The 25,619-nt window shown below is 68.1% G+C and carries 17 protein-coding genes; 7 read left to right on the top strand and 10 right to left on the bottom strand.

The window, feature by feature from the left end; all coding sequences use genetic code 11:
* Positions 1-359: 359 nt before the first annotated feature.
* Positions 360-1,676, top strand: a complete 1,317-nt coding sequence (locus OG226_RS07850) for a glycoside hydrolase family 16 protein (RefSeq protein ID WP_328676002.1) — start codon at positions 360-362, stop codon at positions 1,674-1,676.
* A 56-nt stretch (positions 1,677-1,732) separates the two neighbouring features.
* Here OG226_RS07850 and OG226_RS07855 read toward each other — a convergent pair whose 3' ends face one another.
* Both OG226_RS07855 and OG226_RS07860 read right to left on the bottom strand, forming a co-directional pair.
* On the bottom strand, positions 1,733-3,196 hold the full coding sequence (locus OG226_RS07855) for a hypothetical protein (protein ID WP_329348392.1): 1,464 nt from the start codon (positions 3,194-3,196) through the stop codon (positions 1,733-1,735).
* Between the two features lie 95 nt (positions 3,197-3,291).
* Positions 3,292-5,652, bottom strand: coding sequence for an FdhF/YdeP family oxidoreductase (locus OG226_RS07860; RefSeq protein ID WP_443066987.1), 2,361 nt, complete (start codon positions 5,650-5,652; stop codon positions 3,292-3,294).
* A 223-nt stretch (positions 5,653-5,875) separates the two neighbouring features.
* Between OG226_RS07860 and OG226_RS07865 the strand changes: the two genes are divergently transcribed.
* Together OG226_RS07865 and OG226_RS07870 are read left to right on the top strand one after the other, a co-directional pair.
* Entirely contained in the window at positions 5,876-6,451 is a 576-nt protein-coding gene (locus OG226_RS07865; protein WP_329348394.1) for an HD domain-containing protein, read from the top strand.
* Between the two features lie 25 nt (positions 6,452-6,476).
* Positions 6,477-7,286, top strand: coding sequence for an SDR family oxidoreductase (locus OG226_RS07870; protein WP_329348395.1), 810 nt, complete (start codon positions 6,477-6,479; stop codon positions 7,284-7,286).
* 13 nt (positions 7,287-7,299) lie between these two features.
* On the opposite strand, the gene OG226_RS07875 is transcribed toward OG226_RS07870, so the two are convergent.
* The 7 genes from OG226_RS07875 to OG226_RS07905 form a co-directional block, all read right to left on the bottom strand.
* Positions 7,300-8,793: an SDR family NAD(P)-dependent oxidoreductase gene (locus tag OG226_RS07875; RefSeq protein WP_329348396.1), complete on the bottom strand. Its 1,494-nt coding sequence runs from the start codon at positions 8,791-8,793 to the stop codon at positions 7,300-7,302.
* Between the two features lie 105 nt (positions 8,794-8,898).
* Positions 8,899-10,224: a wax ester/triacylglycerol synthase family O-acyltransferase gene (locus OG226_RS07880; protein WP_329348397.1), complete on the bottom strand. Its 1,326-nt coding sequence runs from the start codon at positions 10,222-10,224 to the stop codon at positions 8,899-8,901.
* A 155-nt stretch (positions 10,225-10,379) separates the two neighbouring features.
* A complete protein-coding gene (locus OG226_RS07885; protein WP_329348398.1) occupies positions 10,380-12,695 on the bottom strand; it encodes a GH92 family glycosyl hydrolase in 2,316 nt (771 codons plus the stop codon).
* Between the two features lie 29 nt (positions 12,696-12,724).
* Positions 12,725-15,340: a PA14 domain-containing protein gene (locus tag OG226_RS07890; RefSeq protein WP_329348399.1), complete on the bottom strand. Its 2,616-nt coding sequence runs from the start codon at positions 15,338-15,340 to the stop codon at positions 12,725-12,727.
* A gap of 186 nt (positions 15,341-15,526) precedes the next feature.
* Entirely contained in the window at positions 15,527-16,747 is a 1,221-nt protein-coding gene (gene glgC / locus OG226_RS07895; RefSeq protein ID WP_328676011.1) for a glucose-1-phosphate adenylyltransferase, read from the bottom strand.
* A gap of 51 nt (positions 16,748-16,798) precedes the next feature.
* Positions 16,799-17,950, bottom strand: a complete 1,152-nt coding sequence (gene glgA, locus OG226_RS07900) for a glycogen synthase (RefSeq protein ID WP_329348400.1) — start codon at positions 17,948-17,950, stop codon at positions 16,799-16,801.
* A gap of 39 nt (positions 17,951-17,989) precedes the next feature.
* Positions 17,990-18,739, bottom strand: coding sequence for a (2Fe-2S)-binding protein (locus tag OG226_RS07905; protein WP_329348401.1), 750 nt, complete (start codon positions 18,737-18,739; stop codon positions 17,990-17,992).
* 209 nt (positions 18,740-18,948) lie between these two features.
* Between OG226_RS07905 and OG226_RS07910 the strand changes: the two genes are divergently transcribed.
* Positions 18,949-20,091: a DMT family transporter gene (locus tag OG226_RS07910; RefSeq protein ID WP_328676014.1), complete on the top strand. Its 1,143-nt coding sequence runs from the start codon at positions 18,949-18,951 to the stop codon at positions 20,089-20,091.
* On the opposite strand, the gene OG226_RS07915 is transcribed toward OG226_RS07910, so the two are convergent.
* A complete protein-coding gene (locus tag OG226_RS07915; RefSeq protein ID WP_328676015.1) occupies positions 20,081-21,307 on the bottom strand; it encodes a transglycosylase family protein in 1,227 nt (408 codons plus the stop codon). The two genes, OG226_RS07910 and OG226_RS07915, sit on opposite strands and share 11 nt — an antisense overlap.
* Positions 21,308-22,217: 910 nt before the next feature.
* On the opposite strand from OG226_RS07915, the gene OG226_RS07920 reads away from it, so the two are divergent.
* The 3 genes from OG226_RS07920 to OG226_RS07925 all read left to right on the top strand — a co-directional run bounded on the left by OG226_RS07920 (position 22,218) and on the right by OG226_RS07925 (position 24,980).
* Positions 22,218-23,369 (top strand): helix-turn-helix domain-containing protein, encoded by a 1,152-nt coding sequence (locus OG226_RS07920; RefSeq protein ID WP_329348402.1) that lies wholly within the window; start codon positions 22,218-22,220, stop codon positions 23,367-23,369.
* Positions 23,370-23,539: 170 nt separating this feature from the next.
* A complete protein-coding gene (locus OG226_RS51530) occupies positions 23,540-23,722 on the top strand; it encodes a ribbon-helix-helix protein, CopG family (protein ID WP_443066876.1) in 183 nt (60 codons plus the stop codon).
* A gap of 31 nt (positions 23,723-23,753) precedes the next feature.
* Positions 23,754-24,980, top strand: a complete 1,227-nt coding sequence (locus tag OG226_RS07925) for an AAA family ATPase (RefSeq protein ID WP_329348403.1) — start codon at positions 23,754-23,756, stop codon at positions 24,978-24,980.
* The last annotated feature ends 639 nt before the right edge of the window (positions 24,981-25,619 follow it).

Here is a 25,619-nt window from a genome sequence, read left to right on the forward strand (position 1 = left end):
GCCAGGTGACCTGGTCGTCAACCGATCACGTTGAAGCCATTGACGCATGGTGAGCCGCGCCGGACACTCCTGCATTGAAACGGCGATTTCCGCCCGGTGAACGGCCAACTCAGGCTCGTCCCCTACGACATGGCGGATCGTCCGTAACCAGCCGCGCGCACCAGGATCCCCAGTGCGGCGGCGTCGACGCAGAGGAGGGCAACGAAGAACCGCAGACTCATGATCACTCTGAGAGCGCTCTCAACGATGTCAGCAGACCATGTCGCCAGACGACGGAGACGACCTGCTCCCCGGCCCCACCAGGAGGCAGGCCCCTGCAGCACTCCCATCCCGCATGCTTGACAGGGAGCACCACAACGATGACAACCTCCCCACCACCCGCCGGTGTTCCGGCCGGCAGACAGCGAACCGTCCCCCTCGTTCTGGGCAGCGCACTGGTACTGCTCATCGGCGCGCTCGCAGGCCTGATCGGCAGCGGCGGCAGCGCCTCGGCGGCCGTACCGGGCGCTCCGACCGGCTGGACCACCCTCTTCTCCGACGACTTCAACGGCGCGTCCGGCAGCGCGCTGAACCGGACCAACTGGCTGTACGACCTGGGTACCAGTTACGCCGGAGGTGCCGCCAACTGGGGAACGGGCGAGATCGAGTCGGCCACCGACTCCACCAACAACGTCTACCAGGACGGCCAGGGCCACCTGGTCATCAAGGCTCTCCGCGACGGGTCCGGCCACTGGACCTCCGGACGCATCGAGACCCAGCGCACCGACTTCGCCGCCCCGGCCGGCGGACAACTCCAGATGAGCGCGTCCATCCTCCAGCCCAACCCGGCCGGCGGACTGGGCTATTGGCCCGCGTTCTGGGCGATGGGCGGTGCGGCCCGCCCGGTCGGCGCGACCAACTGGCCGAGCATCGGCGAGTTCGACATCATGGAGGACGTCAACGCGCTGAGCCAGCACTCCACCACCTTCCACTGCGGTGTGTGGGCGGGCGAGTGCCACGACCCCGACGGCATCACCAGCAACCTTCAGCCGTGCGCGGGCTGCCAGACCGGTTACCACACGTACTCCGCGATCATCGACCGCACGAACACCGCCGCCGAGCAGCTGCGCTTCTACCTCGACGGCAATCTGACCTTCACCGTCAACGAGAACCAGGTCTCGGTCGCCACCTGGCAGGCCGCCGTCGACCACGGGTTCATGGCCATCTTCGACCTGGCGATCGCCGGTTCCTACCCCGACAAGGTCTGCGGTTGCAGCTCCGCCGCGCAGGCGGGCAGCATCACATCGGGTGCCGCCATGAGCGTCGACTGGTTCGCCGTCTACCAGCAGAGCCCGAGCGGGAGCACCACCGGCGGCACGACGACCGGCGGCACCACGGGCAGTACGACGGGCGGCAGCACCGGCGGGACCACGACGACGCCGGACTACACCGCCGGGGTGACCCATGTGAGCGCCAGTCAGGCACAGATCACGTTCGTTCCGACCACACCCGCGGCGTACGTCGATGTGCACTACCTGATCAACGGCGCCGGCCAGCAGAACTTCCGGATGACCAACAGCGGCGGCACCTGGACGCAGAACGTCACGCTCGCCGCCGGATCCACCCTGACCTACTGGTTCACCTACGAGAAGAACGGTCCCCAGTACGACAGTCCGCACTACACCTACACCCAGTGAGCCCTCCCGGGCCGGTCCAGCGGGGCCGGCCCGGGAACTCCTCGCGCGACCGGGGTTCAGGGAGCGATCCCCACGCCGTCGATCCGGCTCCACGCCCGTTCCTGACCCGCGGTCATGGCTGGCCAGGCGAGCCCGCCCGGCCGGGGCCGGATCCGGGAGGCGTACGGCGCGGGGTGGAACGCCGGGTCGTAGAAGCAGCCGCTGCCGTACTTCCGGTCGAAGGCCGCGCACGACGCCGCGATCGAGCGCGCGGTCGGCTTGCGTCCGTGGCGGACCCAAGTGTCCAGCGCGGCAATGGAGTTGGCGTACTCGGAGTCGCTCAGCGCGCTGTGCTCGGTCTCCTTCGTGAAAGTCTGGACGAGGTTGCCGCCCCGGCCGGCGCCCTGAAGCGTGGCGCGGTAGGCCGCCTCGTGCTCGACGAAGGCCGTCGGATCGTCGATCGCGTGCATCGTGAGCACCGGGATGGAGACCTTGCCGGTCAGGTCGCTGTCGTAGGAGAGGTCGCGGCGTGCGGTGGGGTCGGCCGTGAAGCGTTCGACGCCCGCGTTGAGCGCCTTGTCGTCGTGTGAACCCGAGTACCGCACACCCTTGTTGGTGAAGGGATTGCGGCCACCGAGGCGGGTCGACACGATGTCCCGGAACGTGAAGGTGGCGAACCGCAGATGTGATTCGAGCGCGCGCTCCGGGATACGGGTGACCGCGAGGATGTCGTCGAGGTTGCGCTGCTGGAGCGCGGTCCGGTCCGCGGGAGCGGAGGCGAATCCGGTGCATTCCTGCAGGCGGGCGCGGAGTCCGGCGCTCGTCATGGTGGAGTCCGCGCGCAGCCCCTGCCACAGCGGGTACTGCGGCTCGGTCGGGCGGGGGTGGTTGTGGCAGTAGTACTGGTAGACCACCCGTAGGTCGACCCGGTAGTCGTAGCCGCGCGAACCGCCGCCGAGGACACCGCTCGTGAGCAACGCGCCGTCGTAGGCCCCGGCGTGTCTGCCGTAGGTCTCCGCGACCTTGGCGGCGACGTCGCCGCCCCAGGACTGGCCGTGCACATAGGTGCGCTTGGGCTTGCCGAACTCCGAGACGAACAGCTTGCGTACGTTCTCGGTGTCGGCGGCGGCCATCCGGGTGCCGTAGCCGCCGCGACGGTAGGACGAGCCGGCCCACGCGTATCCCTCGTCGACCATCACCGCCCAGCGCTGCAGATCGTCGGTGCTGCGTGCCGGGTCCGAGGCGTCGCCGAGGTCGGGTCCGCCGTGCGCGTGCACGACGAGGGATCCGTTCCAGCGGGTCGGAACGGCCATCGCGTAGTACGCCCCGTTGGTGTCCCGGCCGGTGTAACACGTCGCCTTTCCAAGGAGGTTGGGCGGGCAGGCGGCCACCGCGGGCCGCTCTGCCTGTGTCCGGGGCGCGGGGGCGTTGCCGAGCGTGCCGAGGAGTGCCGCGGCCACGCCGGCGGCCAGTACCGCCCGACGGTAGCGAGCGGCCGGGAGTCTCCGGCGTAGCGGTACGGGCGGGTCAAGTGTCGTCACGGGAGCGGCTCCTATGAATTCGCTGTGCGAAGTTGCCCTGCGAACCGTGATGTTAGGAACCGCCGCTGGTGGGGACTACCCGTCGATCATTGCGTTCATAGTGTTCGCCCGTCCCGCGACGGGGTGACGGTGACGAGTTGGTGTTTCATCAGGGGCTGGTCGCTCTGCCTGCTGTAGTCGTCGAGCCCGCAGAGGATGTTCAGTTCGGGCATGTAGCCCGCGACGCCAGCGGGCGGGATGTCGTAGGCGATGACGCGGTAGCCGTGGACCGACCGGGTGCTGCCGTCGCGTGCGTGGCTCGTGATGTCGATCAGGTCGAACTCGGCCAGGCCCCGCTCGGCCATGTCCTTGGGGTTCATGAAGAGCAGGGTGCGCAGGTTCTTGACCCCGCGGTAGCGGTCGTCGTCGGAGTACACGGTGGTGTTCCACTGGTCGTGCGAGCGCATCGTGGAGAGGACGAGCATGCCCTGGGGCGGGGTCACGTCGGGGAGTTCGCCCGGGTGGAACTCGGCGCGGCCGGAGGCGGTGTGGAACTCGCGCTCGCGGGCGGGCTGGGTGATGCGGAAGCCGAGCGGTTCACGCACCCGGCGGTTGAAGTCCTCGAAGCCCGGGAGGACTTGGGCCATCGTGTCGCGGATCCGGTCGTAGTCCTCGACGTACCCCTCCCACGGTGTCGCCGAGTCGGGCAGTGTCGCCCGCGCCATCCCGGCCACGATCGCGCACTCGGACCTGAGGGTCTCGGCGGGCGGCTTGCGCATGCCGAAGGACAGATGCACCTCGCTCATCGCGTCCTCGACGCTCACGCCCTGCTCCCCCGTCGCCCGGGTGTCCTTCTCGGTGCGGCCGAGGCACGGAAGGATGAGGGCCTGGCGGCCGTGGACGAGGTGGCTGCGGTTGAGTTTGGTGCTCACCTGCACGGTCAGTTCGGTGGTGCGCAGCGCGGCCGTGGTCGCGTCGGTGTCGGGGGCGGCGAGGACGAAGTTGCCGCCCATCGCGACGAACACCTTCACCCGGCCGTCCCGCATCGCCTTGATGGTGCCGACGGTGTCCAGCCCGTGCGCACGGGGCGCGGAGATCCCGCAGACCTCGTCGAGCGCGTCGAGGAACTCGGGCGCGGGGCGGTGGTCGATGCCGCAGGTGCGGTTGCCCTGGACGTTGCTGTGGCCGCGCACCGGCGAGGGTCCGGCTCCTTCGCGGCCGAGGTTGCCCCGCAGCATCAGCACGTTCACGATCTCGCGGACGGTGTCCACCCCGTGGTCCTGCTGGGTGATGCCCAGGCACCAGGAGATGACGGTGCGGTCGGCGGTCATGTAGCGGTCGGCGACCTCGCGGATCTCCCTCTCACTCACCCCGGACTGCCGCACCAGCTCGGCCCAGTCGGTGGCGCGCACCAGGTCGCGGTACGACGCGAAGCCCGCGGTGTGCCGTTCGATGAAGCCGACGTCGAGCACCGCCGGGTTCTCCTCGGCCCGCTCGAACACCGCCTTGGCGATCCCGCGCAGCAGGGCGAGGTCGCCGCCGATGCGGACCTGTACGTTCTGGTCGCCGGTCGCGGTGGAGTGGAAGGCGGCCATCGCGGCGAACTCGTGCGGCACGATGGTCCGGCGCGCGGCGGCCTCGACGAGCGGGTTGACGTGGACGATCTGGGCGCCGCGCCGGTGTGCCTCGGCGAGCGTGGTGAGCATGCGCGGGGCGTTGGACGCCGCGTTCACGCCCATGACGATCAGCAGGTCGGCCGCGTCCCAGTCGGCGATGTCGCACGTGCCCTTGCCGGTGCCCAGCGCGGCCTGCAGGGCACGGCCGGAGGCCTCGTGGCACATGTTGGAGCAGTCCGGCAGGTTGTTGGTGCCGAACTCGCGCACCCACAGCTGGTAGAGGAACGTCGCCTCGTTGTTGAGTCGGCCGGACGTGTAGAAGGCGGCCCGGTCGGGGCTGTCCAGGCCGCGCAGCGTCTGCCCGACCAGCGCGAACGCGTCAGGCCAGGAGATCGGGACGTACTTGTCGGTGGCCTCGTCGTACACCATCGGCTCGGTCAGCCGGCCCTGGTCCTCCAGCGCGTGGTCCGGCCAGCCGGCCAGCTCGGTGACCGTGTGCGCGGCGAAGAACTCCCGGCCGGCCTTCTTGCGGGTCATCTCCCAGGTGACGTGCTTGATCCCGTTCTCGCAGATGTCCAGGTGCAGGCCCTTGCGGTCGTCGGGCCACGCGCATCCCGGGCAGTCGAACCCGCCGTTCTCGTGGTTCATTCTCACGATCGCCAGCGGCCCGCTGACCGGCTCGCGCGTCTTGGCGAGGACCCGCGTCACGCTGCGCGCCGCGCCCCACCCCGCCGAGGGTGCCGTGTCGTCCTCCTGCGAGATGTCACCGGGGCGGTTGGGACCACGGCCGCGCGCCGGGACCCCCGGTGCGCCACGCCCCAAGTCGTCGCCGGGACGGCCTTCGGAATCCGAGCGGTCCATGGTGGTGTCCTTCGCTGTCACGACGTCGGTCATCGAAGTACGTGCGCCGACGTTGCCCACACCTGTCCGTTATGCCCAGATTTTACAGCCCGGTACGACCGACGCACATGGCGAAGTCCGAGGAGCGGCGGGCGTCACGCAGTTCAGGTCCCGTTGGCTGGGTCGAAAGCTCGCCATGATCTCCTGGCGTTCCGCACGGGCTGTCTCGCGGGAGGACTGACGCATGGAGTTGCGCAGCGTCGAGGAGCTGATGGATCTGCTGTACGCGTGTCGGGGTGCCTGGGACACCCCCGACCGGAGCGGCGATCCGGTCGATCTGCACGACCACGCATTGCAGACGGCCGCGCTGCTACGGCGAAGTCGCCCCGCCGACAAGGAACTTCAGGTCGCCGGCCTGGTCCACGACATCGGCCATCTCCTTCAGCCGGGCGACGACGCCGGACACGCGGACCACGCGGCGGACGCCGTCCACGCCCTCCTCGGCGAACGGGTCGCCCACCTCGTCCGCCTGCACGTCCCCGCGAAGCGCTACCTGGCGACCTCCTCCCCCGGCCGCGACCTGTCCGCACAGAGCACACTCACCCTCCGCACCCAGGGTGGCCCCATGCCCCCCGCCGAGGCCGCCGCCTTCGAGCGCGACCCGCTCGCCGACGACGCGATCACCCTGCGCCAGGCCGACGACGCGGCCAAGGTCGTCGGCCTCGACGCCGGGGTCCTGGAGGACTGGCGCACGGTCCTGGGCATCGTGGCCGCCCGGAACTCCCGACTTCCCAACTCCCGCCTGGGGGCTGTCGACTGACGGTCCGTCATGAGATCGTACGGCGATGACGTCGTCGTACGGTCTACGGGGCCGGGCCGCTCTGATCACCGGCGGCACGCGCGGGATCGGGCGCGCGGTCGCCGAGGCGTTCGCCGGGGTCGGGGCGCTGGTGTGCGTGAGCGCGCGGGACGCCGACGAAGTGCGGCGCACCGCAGAGGAGTTGGGCGGTGTCGGCCTGGCCGGTGATGTCGCCGACCCGCAACACCTGCGCGAGCTGACCGAGTTGACGCTGCGCGCGTTCGGGCGGATCGACGTGGTCGTCAACAACGCGGCGACGAACCAGCCGTACGGCCCGCTCATGGACGCCGATCCGGACGCGTGGCGGACGGCGTTCACGGTGAACGTCGAGGCGCCGCTGCGGTTGGTGCAGTGTGCCTGGCGGGCGTGGATGCGGGAGCACGGCGGCGCGGTGGTCAACGTGTGCACGGAGGGCGCCGGGCATGTCGGGCCGAACGTGGGTGCGTACGGCACCAGCAAGGCGGCGCTGCTGCATCTGACCGCACAGCTCGCGGGCGAACTCGCGCCGAAGGTGCGGGTCAACTCCGTCTCCCCCGGGCTCGTCCGCACCGAGATGGCCCGGTTCGTGTGGGAGCCCGGCGAGGCGGAGGTCGCCGCCGGGCTGCCGCTCGGCCGGATCGGGGAACCGGCCGACATCGCGCGCGCCGTGCTGTGGCTGGCCTCCGACCAGGCCGAGTGGATCACCGGGGCGGATCTGCTGGTGGACGGCGGGACCCGGGTGCGGGCGGCGTACACGTCGGGCGGGTACGCCGTCCATGACCGGCTGCGGTCGGCCGCGCCGCCTCACCGCACCTGACGGCAGCGCCCGGTCACCACTTGCCCGGCGCGTAGTCCTTCAGGAAGACGCCGTACAGGTCCTCGCCCTGTTCGCCGAGGACGATCGGGTCGTAGACGCGGGCGGCTCCGTCGACCAGGTCGAGGGGGGCGTGGAAGCCCTCCTCGGCGAGGCGGAGCTTGTCGTAGTGGGGGCGTTCGTCGGTGATCCAGCCGGTGTCGACGGAGGTCATGAGGATGCCGTCGGTCTGGAACATCTCCTGGCCGCTGGTGCGGGTGACCATGTTCATCGCGGCCTTGGCGGCGTTGGTGTTGGGGTGTCCGGCGCCCTTGTAGCCGCGGCCGAAGACGCCTTCCATCGCGGAGACGTTGACGATGTACGCGCGTCCGCTCCTCGCGGCCTGCGCGGCGGCGGCCATGGCCGGGCGGAGCTTGCTGATGAGGATGAACGGGGCCGTGTAGTTGCAGAGTTGGGTTTCGAGAAGCTCCACGGGCGAGATCTGCTCGATGGTCTGCACCCAGGTGTTGGTGTCGACGACGTCGGGCACCAGACCGCCGGCGTCGATCGCGGTGCCGTCGAGGTGGCGGGCGACGCTGGCGTTGCCCGCCACCAGGGCGAGGTCGGCGACCTGCTGGGCGTCGAGGCCGCTGATGCCGACGGGCAGCGCGGCCAGGCCGTCGACCGCGCCGGAGCCGAAGGCGCCGATGACGTGGTGGGCGGGGAGCTCACCGGCGGGCAGCGGGGCGCTCTCGCCGTCGACGAGGGCGGCGTAGGCGGACGGCAGGCGGCGTACGGTCTGGGTCGCGTTGTTGATCAGGATGTCGAGGGGGCCCGCCTCGGCGAGCTGGTCGGCGAGGGCCACGACCTGCGCCGGGTCGCGCAGGTCGGTGCCGACGACCTCCAGGCGGTGCAGCCAGTCCGCCGAGTCGTCCATCGCCTTGAAGCGGCGGATGGCGTCCTTCGGGAAGCGCGTGGTGATCGTCGTGTGGGCGCCGTCGCGCAGCAGCCGCAGCGCGATGTACATGCCGATCTTGGCGCGACCGCCGGTGAGCAGGGCGCGCTTGCCGGTGAGGTCGGCGTGGTCGTCGCGCTTCTCGCGGTTCAGGCGGGCGCAGTCGGGACACAGCTGGTGGTAGAAGTAGTCGACTTCCACGTACCGGGTCTTGCAGGTGTAGCAGGAACGCGGGCGCTGCAGTATCCCGGCGATCCGGCCCTCCTCCGTCACCGACGACGGGAGGAGGCCCTCGGTCTCGTCGTCGATGCGCTGGGCGGAGCCGGTCGCGGTGGACTCGGTGACGGCCTTGTCGTGCGCGGTCTTCGCGGCCCGGCGCTCCTGGCGGCGGCGCTGCTTGACGCTGCGGTAGATGCCCGCGGTGGCCCGGCGGACGGTGATCGCGTCGGGGTGGTCGACGTCGATCTTCTCCAGCTCGTCGAGCACGCCGAGGCAGACGGCCAGCCGCTCGGGGTCGATGCCGGGCCCGTACACGACCTCGTCCGGGGTCGTGGAGCCGTTCTCTGTCACCGTCATCGCGCTGCCGTTTCCTTGGGTCACCCGCGGCGGCGCCCGATCGCGCACACCGTCGAACCGGGAATTTTACGGAGCGCCGGGCCGCAGCACCAAACCCGCGCCAGGTCACGACCCGCAGGCGGTGATGAGCGTCTCCACCTCCTCGGTCAGCGCGCGGGCGAACACGTGGAGATCCGGTACGGCCTCGGCGTCCGCGACCAGGCCGTAGTGGACCTGTCCCCGGTATGTCGACACGGCGACCGCGAGGGACTGGCCGCGGGCCAGCGGGGCGAACGGGAAGACCGCGGTGACCGGGTTGCCACCGAGCTTCAGGCCGATGCCGGGCAGCGGGACGCTGGTGACGAGGATGTCGAACCAGAGCCGGGCGGCCTGCGCCGCGAGGGGTCCGCCGAGCCGGTGGCCGAGGGCGGGGACGTGGTCGGCGAGCAGGGCGACGGCGCCGGCGCCCCGGTTGGGTCCGGCGTCCTTGTTGCGGTCCATGGCGGCGCGCACGGAGTCGAGCCGGGCGAGGGGGTCCGGGTCGTCGACGGGCAGCCGTATCAGGTAGCCGGAGAGCCGGTTGCCCTGTGGCTGCGCGGAGCGCGGGCGGCGTTTGGAGACGGGGATCAGGGCGCGGGGCGAGACGCCCTCGCTGCCGTCGCCGCGTTCGTCGAGCCAGCTGCGCAGGGCGCCCGCGACGACCGCGATGAGCACGTCGTTGACGGTGCCGCCGACGGTCTTGCGGATGCGGTGCACGTCGTCGAGGTCGACGACGACTCCGGCGGTACGGCGGGTGCCCGAGGGTTCGGAGGTCAGCGCCGAGGACGAGCGGACGTCCAGGGTGGAGCGGGCGACGGACGCCCCGATGTCGAGGGCCCGGCCGACGTCGGACAGGGCGCCGCGGACCAGGTCGGGCAGCTTGCGCACGTCGGGGACGAGCCCGCGTGCGGGTTGCTCGGGGCGCGGTCGGCGCTCGGGCATGTCCATCGGGTCGAGGATGGCGGCGGCGAGGGTCAGCGCCCGCAGTCCGTCGGCCAGGGCATGGTGGAACTTGAACAGCACCGCGAACGAGACGCCGTCCTCGCCGGGCAGCACATGCGCTTCCCACGGCGGCCGGCCGCGCTCCAGCGGGCGTTCCATGAGCCGGCCCGCGTCCGCCTGGAAGTCGGCGGTCGGGGCGTGCAGCCGGACGTGGTGGAGCGGGTCGAAGTCGGGGTCCTCCTCGCGGGTGGCGCTCCCGAAGGACAGGGACAGCGGCTGCCACACGTCCCGGATGCGCATCCGCAGCCCGGGGACGGCGGCGGCACGGGCGGCGAGGAGGTCGGCGGCGTGGGCTCCCGCGGTCGGCGAGTGTGCCGAGAAGACGCCGAGTGCGCCCAGGTGCATCGGGTTCCGGTCGGACTCGATGTTCCAGAACGCAAGGTCGAGAGGAGCGAGCAGGTCTGAAGTCAATTGCTTGCCTCGCGTCGACTAGGGGTGAGCCAGCAGTCAAGCGCTGACAAGCGATTACGGTCAAGTACGATCAAGCTACGCACAGTTAACAGCAGATTACATCCGGCCCCGATCCCGCCCCTCCGGGAGGGGCGGGACTCTAGAGGCGCACGGGGTCACTTCAGCGCAGGTGGCGCCGCCTGGGGTGATGTACCCCACTCCGACGGGTGCGGGCCGACCGTGAAGTCGAGCGACCGTACGGAGCGGAGATCGCCGGTGGTCAGGTACGTCCGGTCGTACGGCGTCCCGTCCGTCCGGGCCGCCTGGATGTAGCGGTCGGCGGCGGAGGTGCCGGACGCCTTGATGGTCAGGGCGCCGTGCGGGTAGTAGCGGCGGTCCAGGGTCAGGTCGACCCGGTCGAAGACGGGCGTGGACAGGCCCCAGGTGTCGTAGCCGGGCTGGACCGGGAAGATCCCGATCGACGACAGCACGTTCCACGCGGACATGGTGCCGAGGTCGTCGTTGCCGGTCATGCCGGTCGGGCCGTCGGTGAAGAGGGTCAGCGCGGCGTGGACGACGTCGGTCGTCTTCCACGGCTGCCCGGTCGAGAGGTAGGTGTACGGGGCGATCAGGTCGGGCTCGTTCTGCGGGTTGTACTTGTCCGCGTTGTAGTAGTCGTACGGCCCGTTGACCCACACCTCGCGCGCGGTCTTCGCCGGGTCGGCCAGCAGCTGGTCGTAGGCGAAGAAGGAGTCGAGCCGGTCGTTGGCCGCCTGCCGGCCGCCGATGAGGTCGACCATGCCGGGCAGGTCCTGCGGCACCAGCCACTGGTACTGCCACGACGTGCCCTCGTGGAAGCCCTCGCTCTGCGCCGGATCGGCAGGACCGACAAAGGCGCCGGAGGCGTCGCGGGCGCGGAAGAAGCCGGTCGAGGGGTCGAAGACGTTCCGGTAGCTCTGGGCGCGGGCTGCATAGCGCGCGGCGTCGGCACCGTGCCCCAGGTCGCGGGCCATCTGCGCGAGCATCGCGTCCGAGAGGGCGTACTCCAGGGTGGCCGAGGCCCCGTGGTCGTAGTCCGAGTCACCGGGCTTCGCGTGCGGGCGGTCCTTGATGTACGGCGCGAACCCGTTCGCGAGGTACTCCTGGTTCGCCTCCCGGCCCACGGCCGCCGAGTCGGTGGGCGGCACCCCGTCGGCGTTCCGCTTCAACGCCCGGTAGGCGCGCTCCTCGTAGCCCTTCAACAGGCCCTGCTGGTAGGCGTTGGTGAGGAACGGGGTGACCGGGTCGCCGGTCATGATGTTCGTCTCGACCGTGCCGTAGCCCCACTTGGGCAGCCAGCCGCTCTCCTCGTCGATCTTGATCACCGAGATCGCCATGTCCCGGGCCTCGCGGGGTGCGAGCAGGGCGAGGAGCTGGGACTGGGTGCGGTAGGTGTCCCACAGGGACCAGTTCTGGTAGTACGTGAAGTCCCTTGCCCGGTGGATCTGTTGGTCCCAGCCGGTGTAGCGGCCGTCGGCGTCGCTGCCGATGTTGGGCGCGAGGAAGGACCGGTACAGGGACGAGTAGAAGGTCCGGCGCAGGCTGTCGGAACCGCCCTGTGCGCGCACGTCGTCGAGCCGGTCCTCCCAGGCCCGTTGGGCGCGATGGCGTACCGCGTCGAACGAACTCCCGCCCTCCGCACGGAGGTTGACGGCCGCGCCGTGCGCGTCGACGTACGACAGGGCGGTGGTCGCCTCGACCGTACGGTCCTTCGACGTGTCGAAGCGGACGTACGCGCCGCCGCTCCCGGTCCTCGAACCGGCGGTCACCGTCGAGCCGTTCCAGGTGCCGTACGTGGTGAAGGGCCGGTCGAAGTGGGTGACCGTGTAGACGGTGTACGGCTTGGTGTCCTGGCAGAAACCGCGGCCGGTGATGGAGGTGCGCACGGTCCGGTTGTCGAGGACCTCGACCTTCGAGGTGACCCCGCTGTGGAGCGACTGGGCCGCGTTCAGCAGGACGTTGGCCTTGTCGGTGGCCGGGAAGGTGTAGCGCTGGACGCCGGTGCGCGCGGTCGCCGTCAGTTCGGCCTCGATGCCGGATTTCAGGCCGACTTGGTAGTAGCCCGGGCTCGCGTGCTCGTCGTCGTGGCTGAACTCGGCCGCGTACTGGGCGTAGTCCGTCCGCGTCACGTCGCCGGTCGTCGGCAGTACGGGCAGGTCACCGCCGAGACCGCAGCCGACGCCGGAGAGGTGCACGAGGGAGAAGCCGCGGATGTGGTTCTGGGAGTAGTCGTATCCGGTGTTGTGGCCGGTGTCCGGCGAGAACTGCACCATGCCGAAGGGCACGGCGGCGCCGGGATAGGTGTTGCCGTCGTTCTCGGTACCGATGAACGGGTTGACCAGGTCGGTGAGTCGACCGTGGCCGGATGCTTCGGCCGCGGCGGGGACGGCGAACAGCGCGGACGCTGCCACCGCCCCCGCCATGCCCAGGCGCAGGCGCCGGGTCCATCTCATGCGGGTGGGCCTCCGGTTGGCGAAAGGGGTCAGGTGGTGGGGCAGTTCGCGGGCGTCGCCTGCGACGCGTCTCGGATCAGGGCCTGCTGAGCGGCCTTCACCCGCTGCGCGTCGGGCTTGAGCACGCGCCGGTCGTACGTCATCAGGCCGTTCAACTCGCCCTCGACATCGGAGATTTGGGTGTAGACGGCGCCGTTGCTCCCCTGGCAGGCCAGGGCGTGCACCTCGGCGAGCTTGGTGAGGTAGTCGTCGGTGTAGGCGGCCGGGTCGACGTCGACGTACGACTGCTGCACCGACCAGGCGTGGCCCGGCACCGCGAGCCCGAGGCCGCCGTACTCGCCGCTGACCAGGGCGCGTCGACCGTCCGGGTGGGGTGGCAGGGCGGGGCTGGGATAGCCGTGTTCGTCGATGATGTCGCCGGTGCCGCCGTCCACGCCGAGGTTGATGCCGGACATGCTGTTGACGAGGCGGGTCGGGTCCCAGGCCTTCGCCTGGTCGGCGATGCGGGCCTCGTCGTACTGACCCCAACCCTCGTTGAACGTCACCCACATGACGACCGACGGGCTGCTGATGTGCTCGTCGATCATCTGCTTCATCTCGCGCTCGTACTCGGCGCGGGCGGCGGCCGACGGGTTCACCCCGGCGGTCATCGCGGGCATGTCCTGCCACACCATGAGGCCGAGCTTGTCGGCCCAGTAGAACCAGCGGTCGGGCTCGACCTTGATGTGCTTGCGCACCGCGTTGAACCCCAACTCCTTGTGGATCTTGAGGTCATGGGCGAGCGCCTCGTCGGTCGGGGCGGTGTAGAGACCGTCCGGCCAGAAGCCCTGGTCGAGCGTGGCCATCATGAAGATGGGCTTGCCGTTGAGGACCGTGCGCGGAACGCCGTTCACCTTCTCGACGGCGATGGAGCGCATCCCGAAGTAGCTGCCGACACGGTCCCTGCCGACGGTGACCTTCAGGTCGTAGAGGAACGGGTCGTCGGGTGACCAGAGGCGCGGGTTGCGGAGGGTCAGGGTCAGCGGGGCTCCGGTGCGGCCGTGTGCCGTGGCGACCGCGCGTTTTCCGTCGTACGCCGTCGCGGTGATCGGTACGCCGTTCCGAACTCCCTTTGCCTCGACGGTCAGTTGGCTCTTGGCGACGTCGGGGGTGAGTTTGAGGGAGTCGACGTGGTCGCGGGCGACCGGTTCCATCCAGACCGTCTGCCAGATGCCCGAGGTCGGGGTGTACCAGATGCCGCTCGGGTCGAGGCGCTGTTTGCCGATCGGGGGGTTCTCGCCGTTCGCCGCGTCGGTGGGGTCGTAGACGCCGACGATCAGCTCCTGGGTGCGGCCGGGTTTCAGGGCGTCGGTGACGTCGGCGCTGAACTTGTCGTAGCCGCCCTGGTGTTCGGTGACCTTCGTGCCGTTGACGTAGACCTCGGCCCGCCAGTCGACGGCGCCGAAGTTGAGCATCAGCCGTTTGCCCGAGCCGATCTTCCAGTCGGCGGGGACGGTGAAGGTGCGGCGGTACCACATGCGGTCCTCGTGCCGTTCCAGGCCGGAGAGCTGGGACTCGACGGGGTACGGAACGAGGATGCGCTCGGCGAGGTTCCTGCCGACCGGCGGCTGCTCCCCCGCCGTGGCCGCGGCGAACTGCCAACTCCCGTTCAGGTTCCGCCAGTCGGTGCGCGTGAGCTGCGGGCGCGGGTACTCGGGGAGGGCGTTGTGCGGGCCCACCTGGTCGGCCCACCGGGTGCGGAGCTCGTAGGTGGAGCGGTTCGGGCCGGTGCTCCAGAAGCCGTTGATAACGTTGCCATCCGCTGACGCGAGGCCGGCTTCACCGTCGTAGCGGATGTCCGCGGTGCCGGGTGCGGTGCCCGTCTTGTTGCCTACGACGGGTTCGGTGAGCGGGATGAGGAGCGTTCGCGGGTCCTTCGGGTCCAACTTCGCTGCTCCCAGGGGCCACTTGGCGCCGCCGATCACCGCTTCGAGGTGGTCGGTCAGGTCGGCCGGGGGTGCGGCGAGGGGCTGGGCGAAGTCGAGCTTCAGGGTGCGGCCGGTGCGGGTGACCGTGGCGGCGATGGCGCCGTCGTAGTCGTAGCCGTCGGGGAGCCGGAAGGCCGACTGCGGGATGGCCGTCTTCGTGCCGCCGGGCTCGGTCCAGCGGACGTGGAGGTTGGAGCCGCCGTAGTGCTCGAAGTACTCGACCTTGATGTCGTAGGCCGTGCCGGCGGTCAACTCGACGGGGGTGGAGGTCTGTTCGGTGTCCCAGTCGTCGACCCAGTGGTCGATGGCGAGCCTCCCGTCGATCCAGAGACGGAAGCCGTTGTCGCCGATGATCGAGAAGGTGTGGGGGCCGGTCTTCGCCGGGACGAGCTTGCCGGTCCAGCGGACGCTCACGTCGTCGGACCGGCCGGTGGTGAAGGCGAGTCGGGGTTCGAGGTTGTCGAAGTCGAGGTTCGGGTCGAAGCCGGTGGCCTTGAGGTCGGCGAAGTCGAAGGCGCCGGGGGCGGACTGGGTGTAGTACTCGCCCTTCAGGCCGTGGATCTGAACGGGGTCGTCGGCGGCGGTGGCGCTCGCGGTGGGGACGGCGGCCAGCCCGGCGATGCCGAGGGCCAGGGCGAGCAGGAGCGCGAGTCGGTCTCTGAGTCGTCTGATGCGCACGGAACCTCCATAACAACGTTGTCATCGGCGGCAGTTGGCATGACAACACGGATTCCGGATTCCGTCCAGGGACATGACAAGCACGGGCGGAGCCTGGGCGGGACGGGGGCGCGACAGGCGCCCGGGCAGCGCGAAGCCCCGGTGCGGCCGAGAAGCACCGGGGCCCCGGATCGCCAAGACGTGGCGTTACGTGACCAGTTGGCCCTTCCCGAGTGCGATGACCCCGCCCTTGGAGACCGTGTACAGGTCGGCGTCCCGTTCCGGGTTGACGCCGATCGTGGCGCCCGGCGGTACCTCGACGTTCTTGTCCAGGACCGCGCCCCGGACCACCGCGCCCCGCCCGATGTGGACGTTGTCGTGCAGGATCGAGCCCTGGACGACGGCTCCGGGGTCGACCACCACGCCCGGGGAGAGCACCGAGCGCGTGACCTGCCCGCGGATGAGGCACCCGGAGCTGATGATCGACTCGCTGGCCATGCCGCCGGCGTTGAAGCGGGCCGGGGAGAGCTGGCCGGAGTGGGTGTAGATGGGCCAGTTGCGGTTGTAGAGGTTGAAGGCGGGACGCTCGGCGATGAGGTCCATGTGCGCGTCGTAGTACGCGTCCAGGGAGCCGACGTCGCGCCAGTAGCCCTGGTCCCGGGTCGTCTCGCCGGGGACGTGGTTGGCGCTGAAGTCGTACAGCGCGGCCTCGCCCCGCTCGGTGAGCGCGGGCAGGATCGAGCCGCCCATGTCGTGCACCGAGTCGAGCTCCTCGGCGTCCCGCTGGAGAGCCTCTATCAACGCCTTGGTGGTGAAGATGTAGTTGCCCATCGAGGCGAAGACGCACTCCGGGTCGTCCACCAGGCCCGGTGGGTCGGCGGGCTTCTCCAGGAAGTTCTGCACCGTCTGGCCGTCCGAGCCCGGGGTGATCACGCCGAACTGCGAGGACTCCGTGCGCGGGACGCGGATTCCGGCCACGGTGACGCCCGCGCCGCTCTCGATGTGCTGGGCGAGCATCTGGCGCGGGTCCATGCGGTAGACGTGGTCGGCGCCGAACACCGCGACGTACTCGGGGCGCTCGTCGTAGATCAGGTTCAGCGACTGCAGGATCGCGTCCGCGCTGCCGAGGTACCAGCGCGGCCCGAGGCGCTGCTGGGCCGGGACGGGTGTGACGTAGTTGCCGAGCAGGCTGGACATGCGCCAGGTGGTGGTGATGTGGCGGTCCAGCGAATGTGATTTGTACTGCGTGAGCACGCAGATGCGGAGAATGTCCGCGTTGACGAGATTGGACAGCACGAAGTCCACGAGGCGGTACGTTCCGCCGAAGGTGACCGCGGGTTTGGCCCGGTCGGCGGTCAGGGGCATCAGCCTCTTGCCCTCACCGCCCGCCAGTACGATCCCGAGCACCGAAGGTCCGCCACGACGCATGGCCGCTCCCCTCACCCTGGTTGACCCCAGCCTGCCCCTGAGCAGCGCACACTAAGCATGTTTGGCGATCTCCCCGTAGAGCCGCGCGGTGCGCAGCGCCACGGCGTCCCAGCCGAACTCGGTCACCGCGCGCTCCCGCCCGGCCTCGCCCATCCGTTTCGCAGTCTCCGGGTCGGCGAGCACGGAGTCGAGAGCCGACGCCAGGTTGGCCTCGAAGTCGTCGTCGACGGACACCAGCAGCCCCGTCTCCCCATGTGCCACCACTTCCGGGATGCCCCCGACCCGCGAGGCGACCACGGCAGTGCCGCAGGCCATCGCCTCCAGGTTCACGATCCCCAGGGGCTCGTACACCGAGGGGCAGGCGAACACGGTGGCATGGGTGAGGAGCTGGATCACTTCCGGGCGGGGCAGCATCTGCGGGATCCAGTGGACGCCCGCGCGGACGCTGCTCAGCTCCTGGAACAGCTCGCGGAACTCCCGGTCGATCTCAGGGGTGTCCGGCGCGCCCGCGCACAGCACGACCTGGGCGGCCGGGTCGATGTCCCGCACGGCGCGCAGCAGGTGGGGCACGCCCTTCTGGCGGGTGATCCGGCCGACGAACAGCACGTAGGGGCGGTCGCGGTCGATGCCGAGCCGGGTGAGGACGTCGGTGCCGTGGTCGGGCTGGTAGAGCGTGGTGTCGATGCCGTTGTGGACCACCTGCACCTTGGCGGGGTCCAGCGTCGGGTAGCAGGTGAGGATGTCCTCGCGCATGGCTCCCGATACGGCGATCACGCCGTCGGCGGCCTCGATCGCGGTGCGCTCGGCCCAGCTGGAGAGGGCGTATCCGCCGCCGAGCTGCTCGGCCTTCCAGGGGCGCAGCGGCTCCAGGGAGTGGGCGGTCATCACGTGCGGGATGCCGTGGAGGAGCTTGGCGAAGTGGCCGGCGAGGTTGGCGTACCAGGTGTGGGAGTGGACGAGCTCGCGGCCTTCGAGGGCGGCGGCCATGGAGAGGTCCACGGAGAAGGTGCGCAGGGCGTCGTTGGCGCCGTCGAGGGTGGGCCAGGAGCGGTGGCGTACGACGCCTTCCGTGCGGCCCTCGCCCCAGCAGTGCACGTCGAGATCGACCAGGGGCCTCAACTCCCGGGCGAGGAACTCCACATGGACGCCCGCGCCGCCGTACACATCCGGCGGGTACTCCCGGGTCAGCAGTCCCACTCGCACCCGAAACCCCTTGTTCTCGGCGGCTGATTGCCCTCATGGTCACCCAGAAGCGGCGTTTCGGGAAGAGCCAGGCGGTTGTGTGAAGCAGCAGTCCCCGCACACGCCGCCACCAGGGACCCGATAGTAGAGGCAGCAGCTGCGGCGCCGGAAGGAGCTGCCGGTGAACGTTCCGGTTCCGGCGAGGAGCGGGTGGGCGAAGAGTTCCGCGGTGGCCGCACGCGCGCGTGCGGCCATTTCCGTACGGCCACGCGTGCGTGCCCAGCGGTCCAGTTCCCGTGCGGCGCCCGCGAGCGCGGAGGCCGCGTTGCCCCACAGGAGGCCGGTGGCCGTGCGGTGGCGGGCCGCCAGGGCCGCGTTCAGTGGTTCCAGGTGGCCGTGGAGCACGGTCTGGGCGAGGGCGTCGACCGGCCGCGGGCGCACCTCGGCCAGCCACAGGTCGTCCGGGGCGCCGCTGTCGGCGTCCCAGTGCAGCAGGCGCGGGTCGAGGTCGGGGATCCGGCCGTACACGGCGGCGCAGCCGAGCGCCACGGACCACAGCCGGGCCGCGAGCGCCTGCTGGGCGATCGAGGCGGCGATGCGCGGCTCAGGGGCCTGGAGACGCTCCGCGACGATCTGGACACGAAAAGTCAGGGAATTTCCGTAAACCTCCGACGCCGGGTTTTCGTAGGTCCGCGCGAGCGTCGGCAGCGGGCCGTGCGGGGCTGCGCCCGTGCGTAGTACGAAGAAGCCGCCGAGGGGGCGGAGCGCCGCGAGTTCGGGGTCGAGGTCCACGAAGAGCAGTAGTACCAAGGCTCTTAGGGGTTTCACCCAGGGGGTGTCGTCCGGTGTCACCCACCTTGGGGAGGACAAAGGGCCTTTCGTACTCCATCGGCAGTACTACCCAATCGGTGCTCAGGTACGACGACGGGAAGAACATCGAGCGGCATCGTGTTCTGTATGAAAGCCGACCGTTCGCCGCGTGGTGCCAGAGGTACCCGCCTGACGCAGAGGAGCTGCCGATGAGCGCCCTCGCGTTGTCCATCCTGCTGTCGCTCGTCTCCGCCGTGGCCTACGCCGGCGGGGCGATCGTCCAGGAGCGCGTCGCGGTGTCCTCCCCCGACCAGGAGTACGCACCGCTGCGCCGCCCGAGCTGGTGGGCGGCGGTCGCGTTGAACGGCACGGGCGGTCTGCTGCACGTGGTGGCGCTGGCCTACGGCCCGCTGAGCCTGGTGCAGCCGCTGGGCGCGCTGACGATCGTGTTCGCGCTGCCGATGGCGGCCCTGTTCGTCGGTCGCAAGGCCGGCTCCACCGCCTGGCGCGGTGCCATCATGGCGACGATCGGTCTCGCGGGTCTGCTGTCCCTGGTGGGTACGTCCGACGGTCAGTCGCTGAGCACCGCCCAGCGGGTGTCCGTGGCCGTGTTCACCGGTGCGGCGGTCGTGACCCTGATGATCGCGGGCCGCGCGGCACACCGGCACCCGGCGGTGCGCAGCGTGCTGCTGGCGACCGCGTCCGGCATAGCGTTCGGCATGTCCTCGGTGTTCACGAAGACGGTGACGGTCGACTGGGACAACGGCGCGGTCTCCGCGACCGACATCCCGTTCCTCGGCGTGATAGCGGTCTTCGCGGTCGCCGGTCTGATGCTCTCGCAGGCGTCCTACCGGGGCGCGGGTCTGGCGGCTCCGCTGGCGGTCCTGACGGTCGTGAACCCGGTGGTGGCGGCAGCGGTCGGCATCACGATGTTCGGTGAGACCTTCCGCTACGGCACGACGGGCACCCTCCTCGCCCTGTCCGCCGGAGTGGTCGCCGCGGGCGGCCTGATCCTGCTGACCACGGAGCGTCTGGAGAAGACCGCACCGGCCGACGCCGGCACGGCTCCCGTGGCTCCCTCGCCCGTCGAGGAGCTGCTGGACGCCCTCCCTGGACAGCCCGTCGGCGTGAGCGCGAACGTCGACGTGCCGGCCGCGGACATCACGGCCGGCACACCGGGCGACGGGATCCTCGTCCCGGCCCAGGCGGCGATTCCGGCCGGCGAGGGTTACGAGACCCTGGAGCCGGCCGGACCCGCTGAACCGCCGAGCTACTTCGGTCCGTTCCACGCCGGGCTGTACGTGATGATGCCGGTGGCGGCGAACCGCCACCGTATGCGCGTCAAATCCTGACGCCGCCGGCCCGCAGATAGGCGAGCGGGTCGATGTCGGAACCGAAGCCGGGCCCCGTCCGCACCTCGAAGTGCAGATGCGGGCCCGTGGTGTTCCCGGTCGACCCGGACCGCCCGATGCGCTGCCCCTCGCCGACCGACTGGCCGTCCCGCACGGAGATCGCGGACAGGTGCGCGTACTGCGAGTACCGCCCGTCGGCGTGCCGGATCACCACCTGGTAGCCGTACGACCCCGCCCACCCCGCGCTGACGACCGTCCCCTTCTCGATGGCCTTCACCGAGGTGCCGGTGGGGACGAGGAAGTCGACGCCGGTGTGGTAGCCCTTCGACCAGGAGGAGCCCGTCGCGTGGTACGCGGTGCCGATGGGTGCGTTCACCGGGGCGACGAGGGAGTGACTCGTCGTCTTCTTGTGGGTGACCTTCTCGGCGGTGTCCGAAGAGGTCTTCTTCTTCGGGGACTTGGCGGCCGACGACTTGGTGGCCGGTTTCGTCGTCGTGTGGGCCGCAGGCGCGGCCTTGCCGTGCAGGCTGAGCCGCTGGCCCGGCAGGATCAGGTCGGGATCGTCGCCTACGGTGGTGCGGTTCGCGGCGTAGAGCCCGTGCCAGCCGCCGTCGACGCGCTCGGTGTCGGCGATCCCGGAGAGGGTGTCGCCGCGCACGACCGTGTACATCTCGGCGGTGCCCGCGCGGGACTGCGGTGTGGTCTGCGGCTGGACGTCCTTCACGGACCGCTTCACCACGGTCTGCGTCTTGGCGTCCTTGGCCTTGGCCTTGTGTGCCGCGGTGCTCTCGGTCCTGGTGCCGCCGACGTGGATGTCGGGGGTGCCGCCGCCCCGGGTGAGTCCGGCGCGCACCGAGCACACCGGCCAGGCGCCGGGGCCCTGGCCCTTGAGCACCTTCTCCGCTACGGCGATCTGCTGGTCACGGGTGGCGAGGTCGGCGCGGTGCGCGTACGCCGTGCCGCCGTAGGCCTCCCAGGTGGACTGGGTGAACTGCAACCCCCCGAAGAACCCGTTGCCCGTGTTGATGTTCCAGTCGCCGCTGGACTCACAGGCGGCGACCTTGTTCCAGGTGCTCACATCGGCCGCCTGGGCGGTGCCCGCGCCGACGGCCGCGAGCGGGATCGCGATGCCCGCGCCGCCCGCCGTGACCGTGAGCAGCGAGGCCCGGTTGATCCTGCTCGGCTGATACCGGCGGTGCCGGCCGCGTACGGCCATGGGGAATCCCCCTCCACATGCGTCAGGAGGGCCAAAAGTAAGCGCCCCGAACAGGCCATGACAAGACGGCAACCGGCCTCCCTGTGGCTCAAGTGACCGGTATTCCCCGCCCGTTGGGAAACGGGTGGGGCGGGTGGGGTTGGGGTTGCGTTTCCGCGGAAGGAGCGCAGGTGGAACACCGACCGAAGGCGGACAACTTCGCACGGCCAGCACGTGCGGTCGGGGTACCGGCGGGCCAGGATGGTCAGGGGGCAATACTGGCGAGCACGACCGGTACCACCGATGTCAGGACCTTCCTGATCTTTAGGAGCCAACCGAATGAGCACTTCAGCGCAAAGTAATTGGCTGATTTGCTGACCTCTGGAGGTCAGGTCGACACCCCCTGTGAGCTGCACAAACAGGTACCTGAAGATCACGGGACTTCACGGGGTCTCACGAGGTCATGTGACCTGAGAGTGCCCTCACAGGGTGTGGTGGACTCCAAGGGACGAGCGTGTTCCTGGACTCTGACCGGTTCATCTGAATCCCAGACCACAACGTCCACCAGGCGACCAGGGCCCGAGCCGGTGTCGAGCCACCGGCGCTCGATGTGCCTCCCCATCAGTCGTGAATCCCGCTCGCGTGGTCTCGGATCTCCGTCGCGTGACGCGCAGCCCGAGTGATGTCCCCGACGTCCTTGGCCTCCTGAAGCTGTCTCCAATTCGCTGCGCACACGTCGCAGTTGGGGTTGGGCACACAGTCCAGCAACCAGTGCTCGAACCCCACCGGAAGATCAATGGGGCCACCTGGATACGTCTTGGGCTCAGTCGCGTCAGCCATGCGCCAAAGGCTTCCGTTGCCCAGTGCCCATACGGGAGTTGACCAGCGTTGACTATGCTCAGAGTCAACAGTCAACAGGAGCCACACCACCATGAACGACTTCGGGACAGAGGTACGGAGCGCACTCAAGGCGCAGGGCAAGAGCCTCCGGGGTGCCGCCAAGGAACTCCACTACGACGTTGCTTACCTAAGCCGCGTACTCAATGGAAAACAGGCTCCCTCACCCGAGTTGATTCAAGCCGTCAATGAGTTCCTTGGCCTCTCGCTCGAAGCCGGTGACGCCACGCCCTATAACGATGAGATGGATGCTTGGGAACTAGCTCGTCGCGTACAGGCAAGCGATGTAGGGACAGCAACCCTCAACAGGCTTGAACGGGCTTTTGATGATCTGGCCATGGCTTACCCCAAGGCAGATCCGGCAGACCTTTTGAGGAAGGTCCGTAAGCACTCTGCCTATGTGGTGAAGCTTCTCGACGGCAAGAAGACCCTTGCCGAACACCGGAACTTGCTGGTCATCGGAGGTTGGCTTTCCCTCTTGGGTGCCACGGTCCATATCGACCTGATGCAAGACGATGCCGCTACGGCTCTGCTGGAGACAGCAGCAACGCTTGCCAGGGAAGCCGGGCATCCTGAGATTGAGGCATGGTGTTTCGAGACCGAGGCTTGGCGACTGCTCACTGATGGGGATTACGTCCAGGCCGTTGACCTTTCTCGCGCTGCACAGGAGATAGCTCCGGCTGGCTCTTCTGGACTCATTCAGGCGAATGCGCAAGAGGGCAGAGCACACGCACGGCTAGGTAACGCCAAAGAGACCTACTCAGCCATTGAGCGGGTACAGGGCCTGTCGGCCGCTATCGGCTCGCCTGACACGCCAGAGCACCACTATCGGTACGACCCTGCAAAGGCTCTCTCCTATACGGCTACAACCCTTGCGTGGCTTGGAGATGCGGCAGCAGAGCCGTACGCCAGGGAAGTAATCAAGAGGCTGAGCCCTGGTGACGACGTAACCAAGTGGCCGCGCCGGGTAGCGTCCGCCAATATCGATTTGGCCCTAGTGCTACTTAAAGGCGACCGGCTAGACGAAGCGTGTGACTCGGCACAGAAAGCAATTCTATCCGGTCGCGTGGTCCCTTCGAATCACTGGCGTGCCCTGGAAGTCGTCAAGGCCGTAGAGGCTCGACAGCTACCAGAGAGCACCGATCTGCGCGAGGCATTCCAAGGACTCAAGGCCATAGAGCCATAGCCGAATCCCGGGCTGACGAAAGCCCTTGATCAGTCTGATCAGGGGTTTTCTTATGTCCACGCATGCCCCTTTAGGTATGAATGCGGCATTTAAACTTATATGCTATCATATATACATGACAGGTTGGAAATGCAACCGAATCCAAGCAGAAATCAGAGAGGAATACCAAAATGCCAACAGGAGCCCCAAGACTTTCCCCAGGGGAAGAGACTAGATATATCCGAGTCAACCTCCCCGAGAGCTTACTAGAGGAGCTTAGGGAGTTAGCTGAGGCTGACAGTCGCAGCCTTTCTTACATTGGCCGTGAAGCAATCCGACAGTACTTGTTCATGAGTCGCGCACGGAAGCACTGACAGATAGGGTAACGGATGGAGACAACACAACATGACAGTTTTACAAACCTATGATGATCTACAACCTGATGAAAAAGAAGTATCTGATGCCATCTGGGACTGCTACAAGGAACACGCCCCAGAGCTATATGCCAAACTGAAGTTCAATACCGAGAATCACCAGCGCCCTTACCACTGTGGGCGAGAGCATGACGAGAACGACTTATCGAGCCACACGCATGACTATTGGTGCACCGCCTGGCCGACCGGCTTCAAAGAGCAGTTCAGCGACATTGTCCGCAAAGACAACCCGTCACCATTTGCTGGATACCTGCATAATTCCGATTCCCTTGATGCCCTGCCACAGCTCGAACCTCTGTTAGAAGGAATGCTCTACAAGGGAACTTTGGCCCGCATGGTAGGGCACAGCGGAGGTATGAAGAGCTTCGTTTGCCTGGACCTCGTAGCCGCAATGGGATGGATGCAGCCCTGGCACGGCCTGAGAACGCGTTCAACGGCGGTCAAGAGCCTTTACGTTGTGGCCGAGGGGGCAGAGGGAATCCGCGCCCGGAAGACTGCCTTAGAGCGCCACTACGGGCGGAAGCTGGAGAACGTCACGTTCTTCACTAGGGCGATTCAGATCGACTCTGAAGCCTACGAGTGGAGACAGTTTACCCAGGTAGTGAAGTCCGGTGGATACGACCTTGTAGTCCTGGACACACAAGCCAGATGTTCTGTGGGTATGGAAGAGAACTCGAACCGGGAAGCGGGACAGCTTGTCGCCACACTCGACAGGCTGATTCAGGACACTGGAGCTTCAGTCCTGCTTGTCCACCACTCAACTGGCGACCAAAGCACCACAGGTGGAACACTGAAAGGCCGTGGTGCCGGAGCTATCCGGGCAGCACTTCAGACAGAGATCTTCGTCCGACGTGACCGCAAAGCAAATCTCATCACGGTCACCACAGACAAGAGCAAGGATGACGCAGAACGCAAAGTAGTTCTAGAGCCGCAGGTTAAGGAACTCGACGGCTTGTCTGACTACTGGGGTGACCCGCTTACATCTGTGGTGCTGATTGATGCCGTGCCGCGCATTAAGGGTCTCCGTAAGGATGAGCCGGCAGTTGGGTCTGAGACCGTGGAAGCAATGGCCGAACGATTCCATCAGACTGCACCAGACAAGACCCCAACGGTAGTCAACGTGCGGGAAGTTCTGGGAGTCAGACAGGCCAAAGCAATGGAAGTGGCTCGCTTTCTCCGTGAGGCGGAGGCAGCGTGAACCAAGTACATCGCCTCTTAGCGGAAGCCATGACCGACCCCCGAGTCGCAGCATGTGAAGACTGCATTGCCGGAAAAGTGCTGACCGAGATCAGACCCGGAGTCTTCGTCCTTGAAATCAAGCATGACATCACGTGCCCGTTTTTCCGGGCCCTGGACAACAACTAACCAACCACCACGAGGGCAGGATGGAACCAATGATCAGAGATGGAACACGCGAAAGCCATACTAGCAATAATGAATGCACCACAGTTCGACAGCGTGTGTGATACCCGAAATTGTGGACACACCACCTGTGAAACCTGGGACAAGCTAAATCAGGAGTACCTAAGGAACTGCCACGCTAAAAATTGCCGATGCGAGGATTGCCTATATGTCTAAGACCTATTTAGCGGAGTGCCCAGTTTGTAGACGTGGGCAAAAGATTAAGCACGATGACAGCGAACCGTACTCAAACACTCGGGGAACTTCGGTCTACTACTACCGATGCCCAGATTGCGGTATTGGGTTCAGAAAATGGTGGTCAACCAACCACGTGACTAAGTCAGCAAAGGCGATAGAAGATGCCGATCTTCCTCCGCGTAACGGTCGACCACCATACGGAAGAAAGAAGGCGTAAATGCCGAGAAAGAGACGACCA

The sequence above is a fragment of the Streptomyces sp. NBC_01261 genome, assembly GCF_036226385.1.
Lineage (GTDB): Bacteria > Actinomycetota > Actinomycetes > Streptomycetales > Streptomycetaceae > Streptomyces.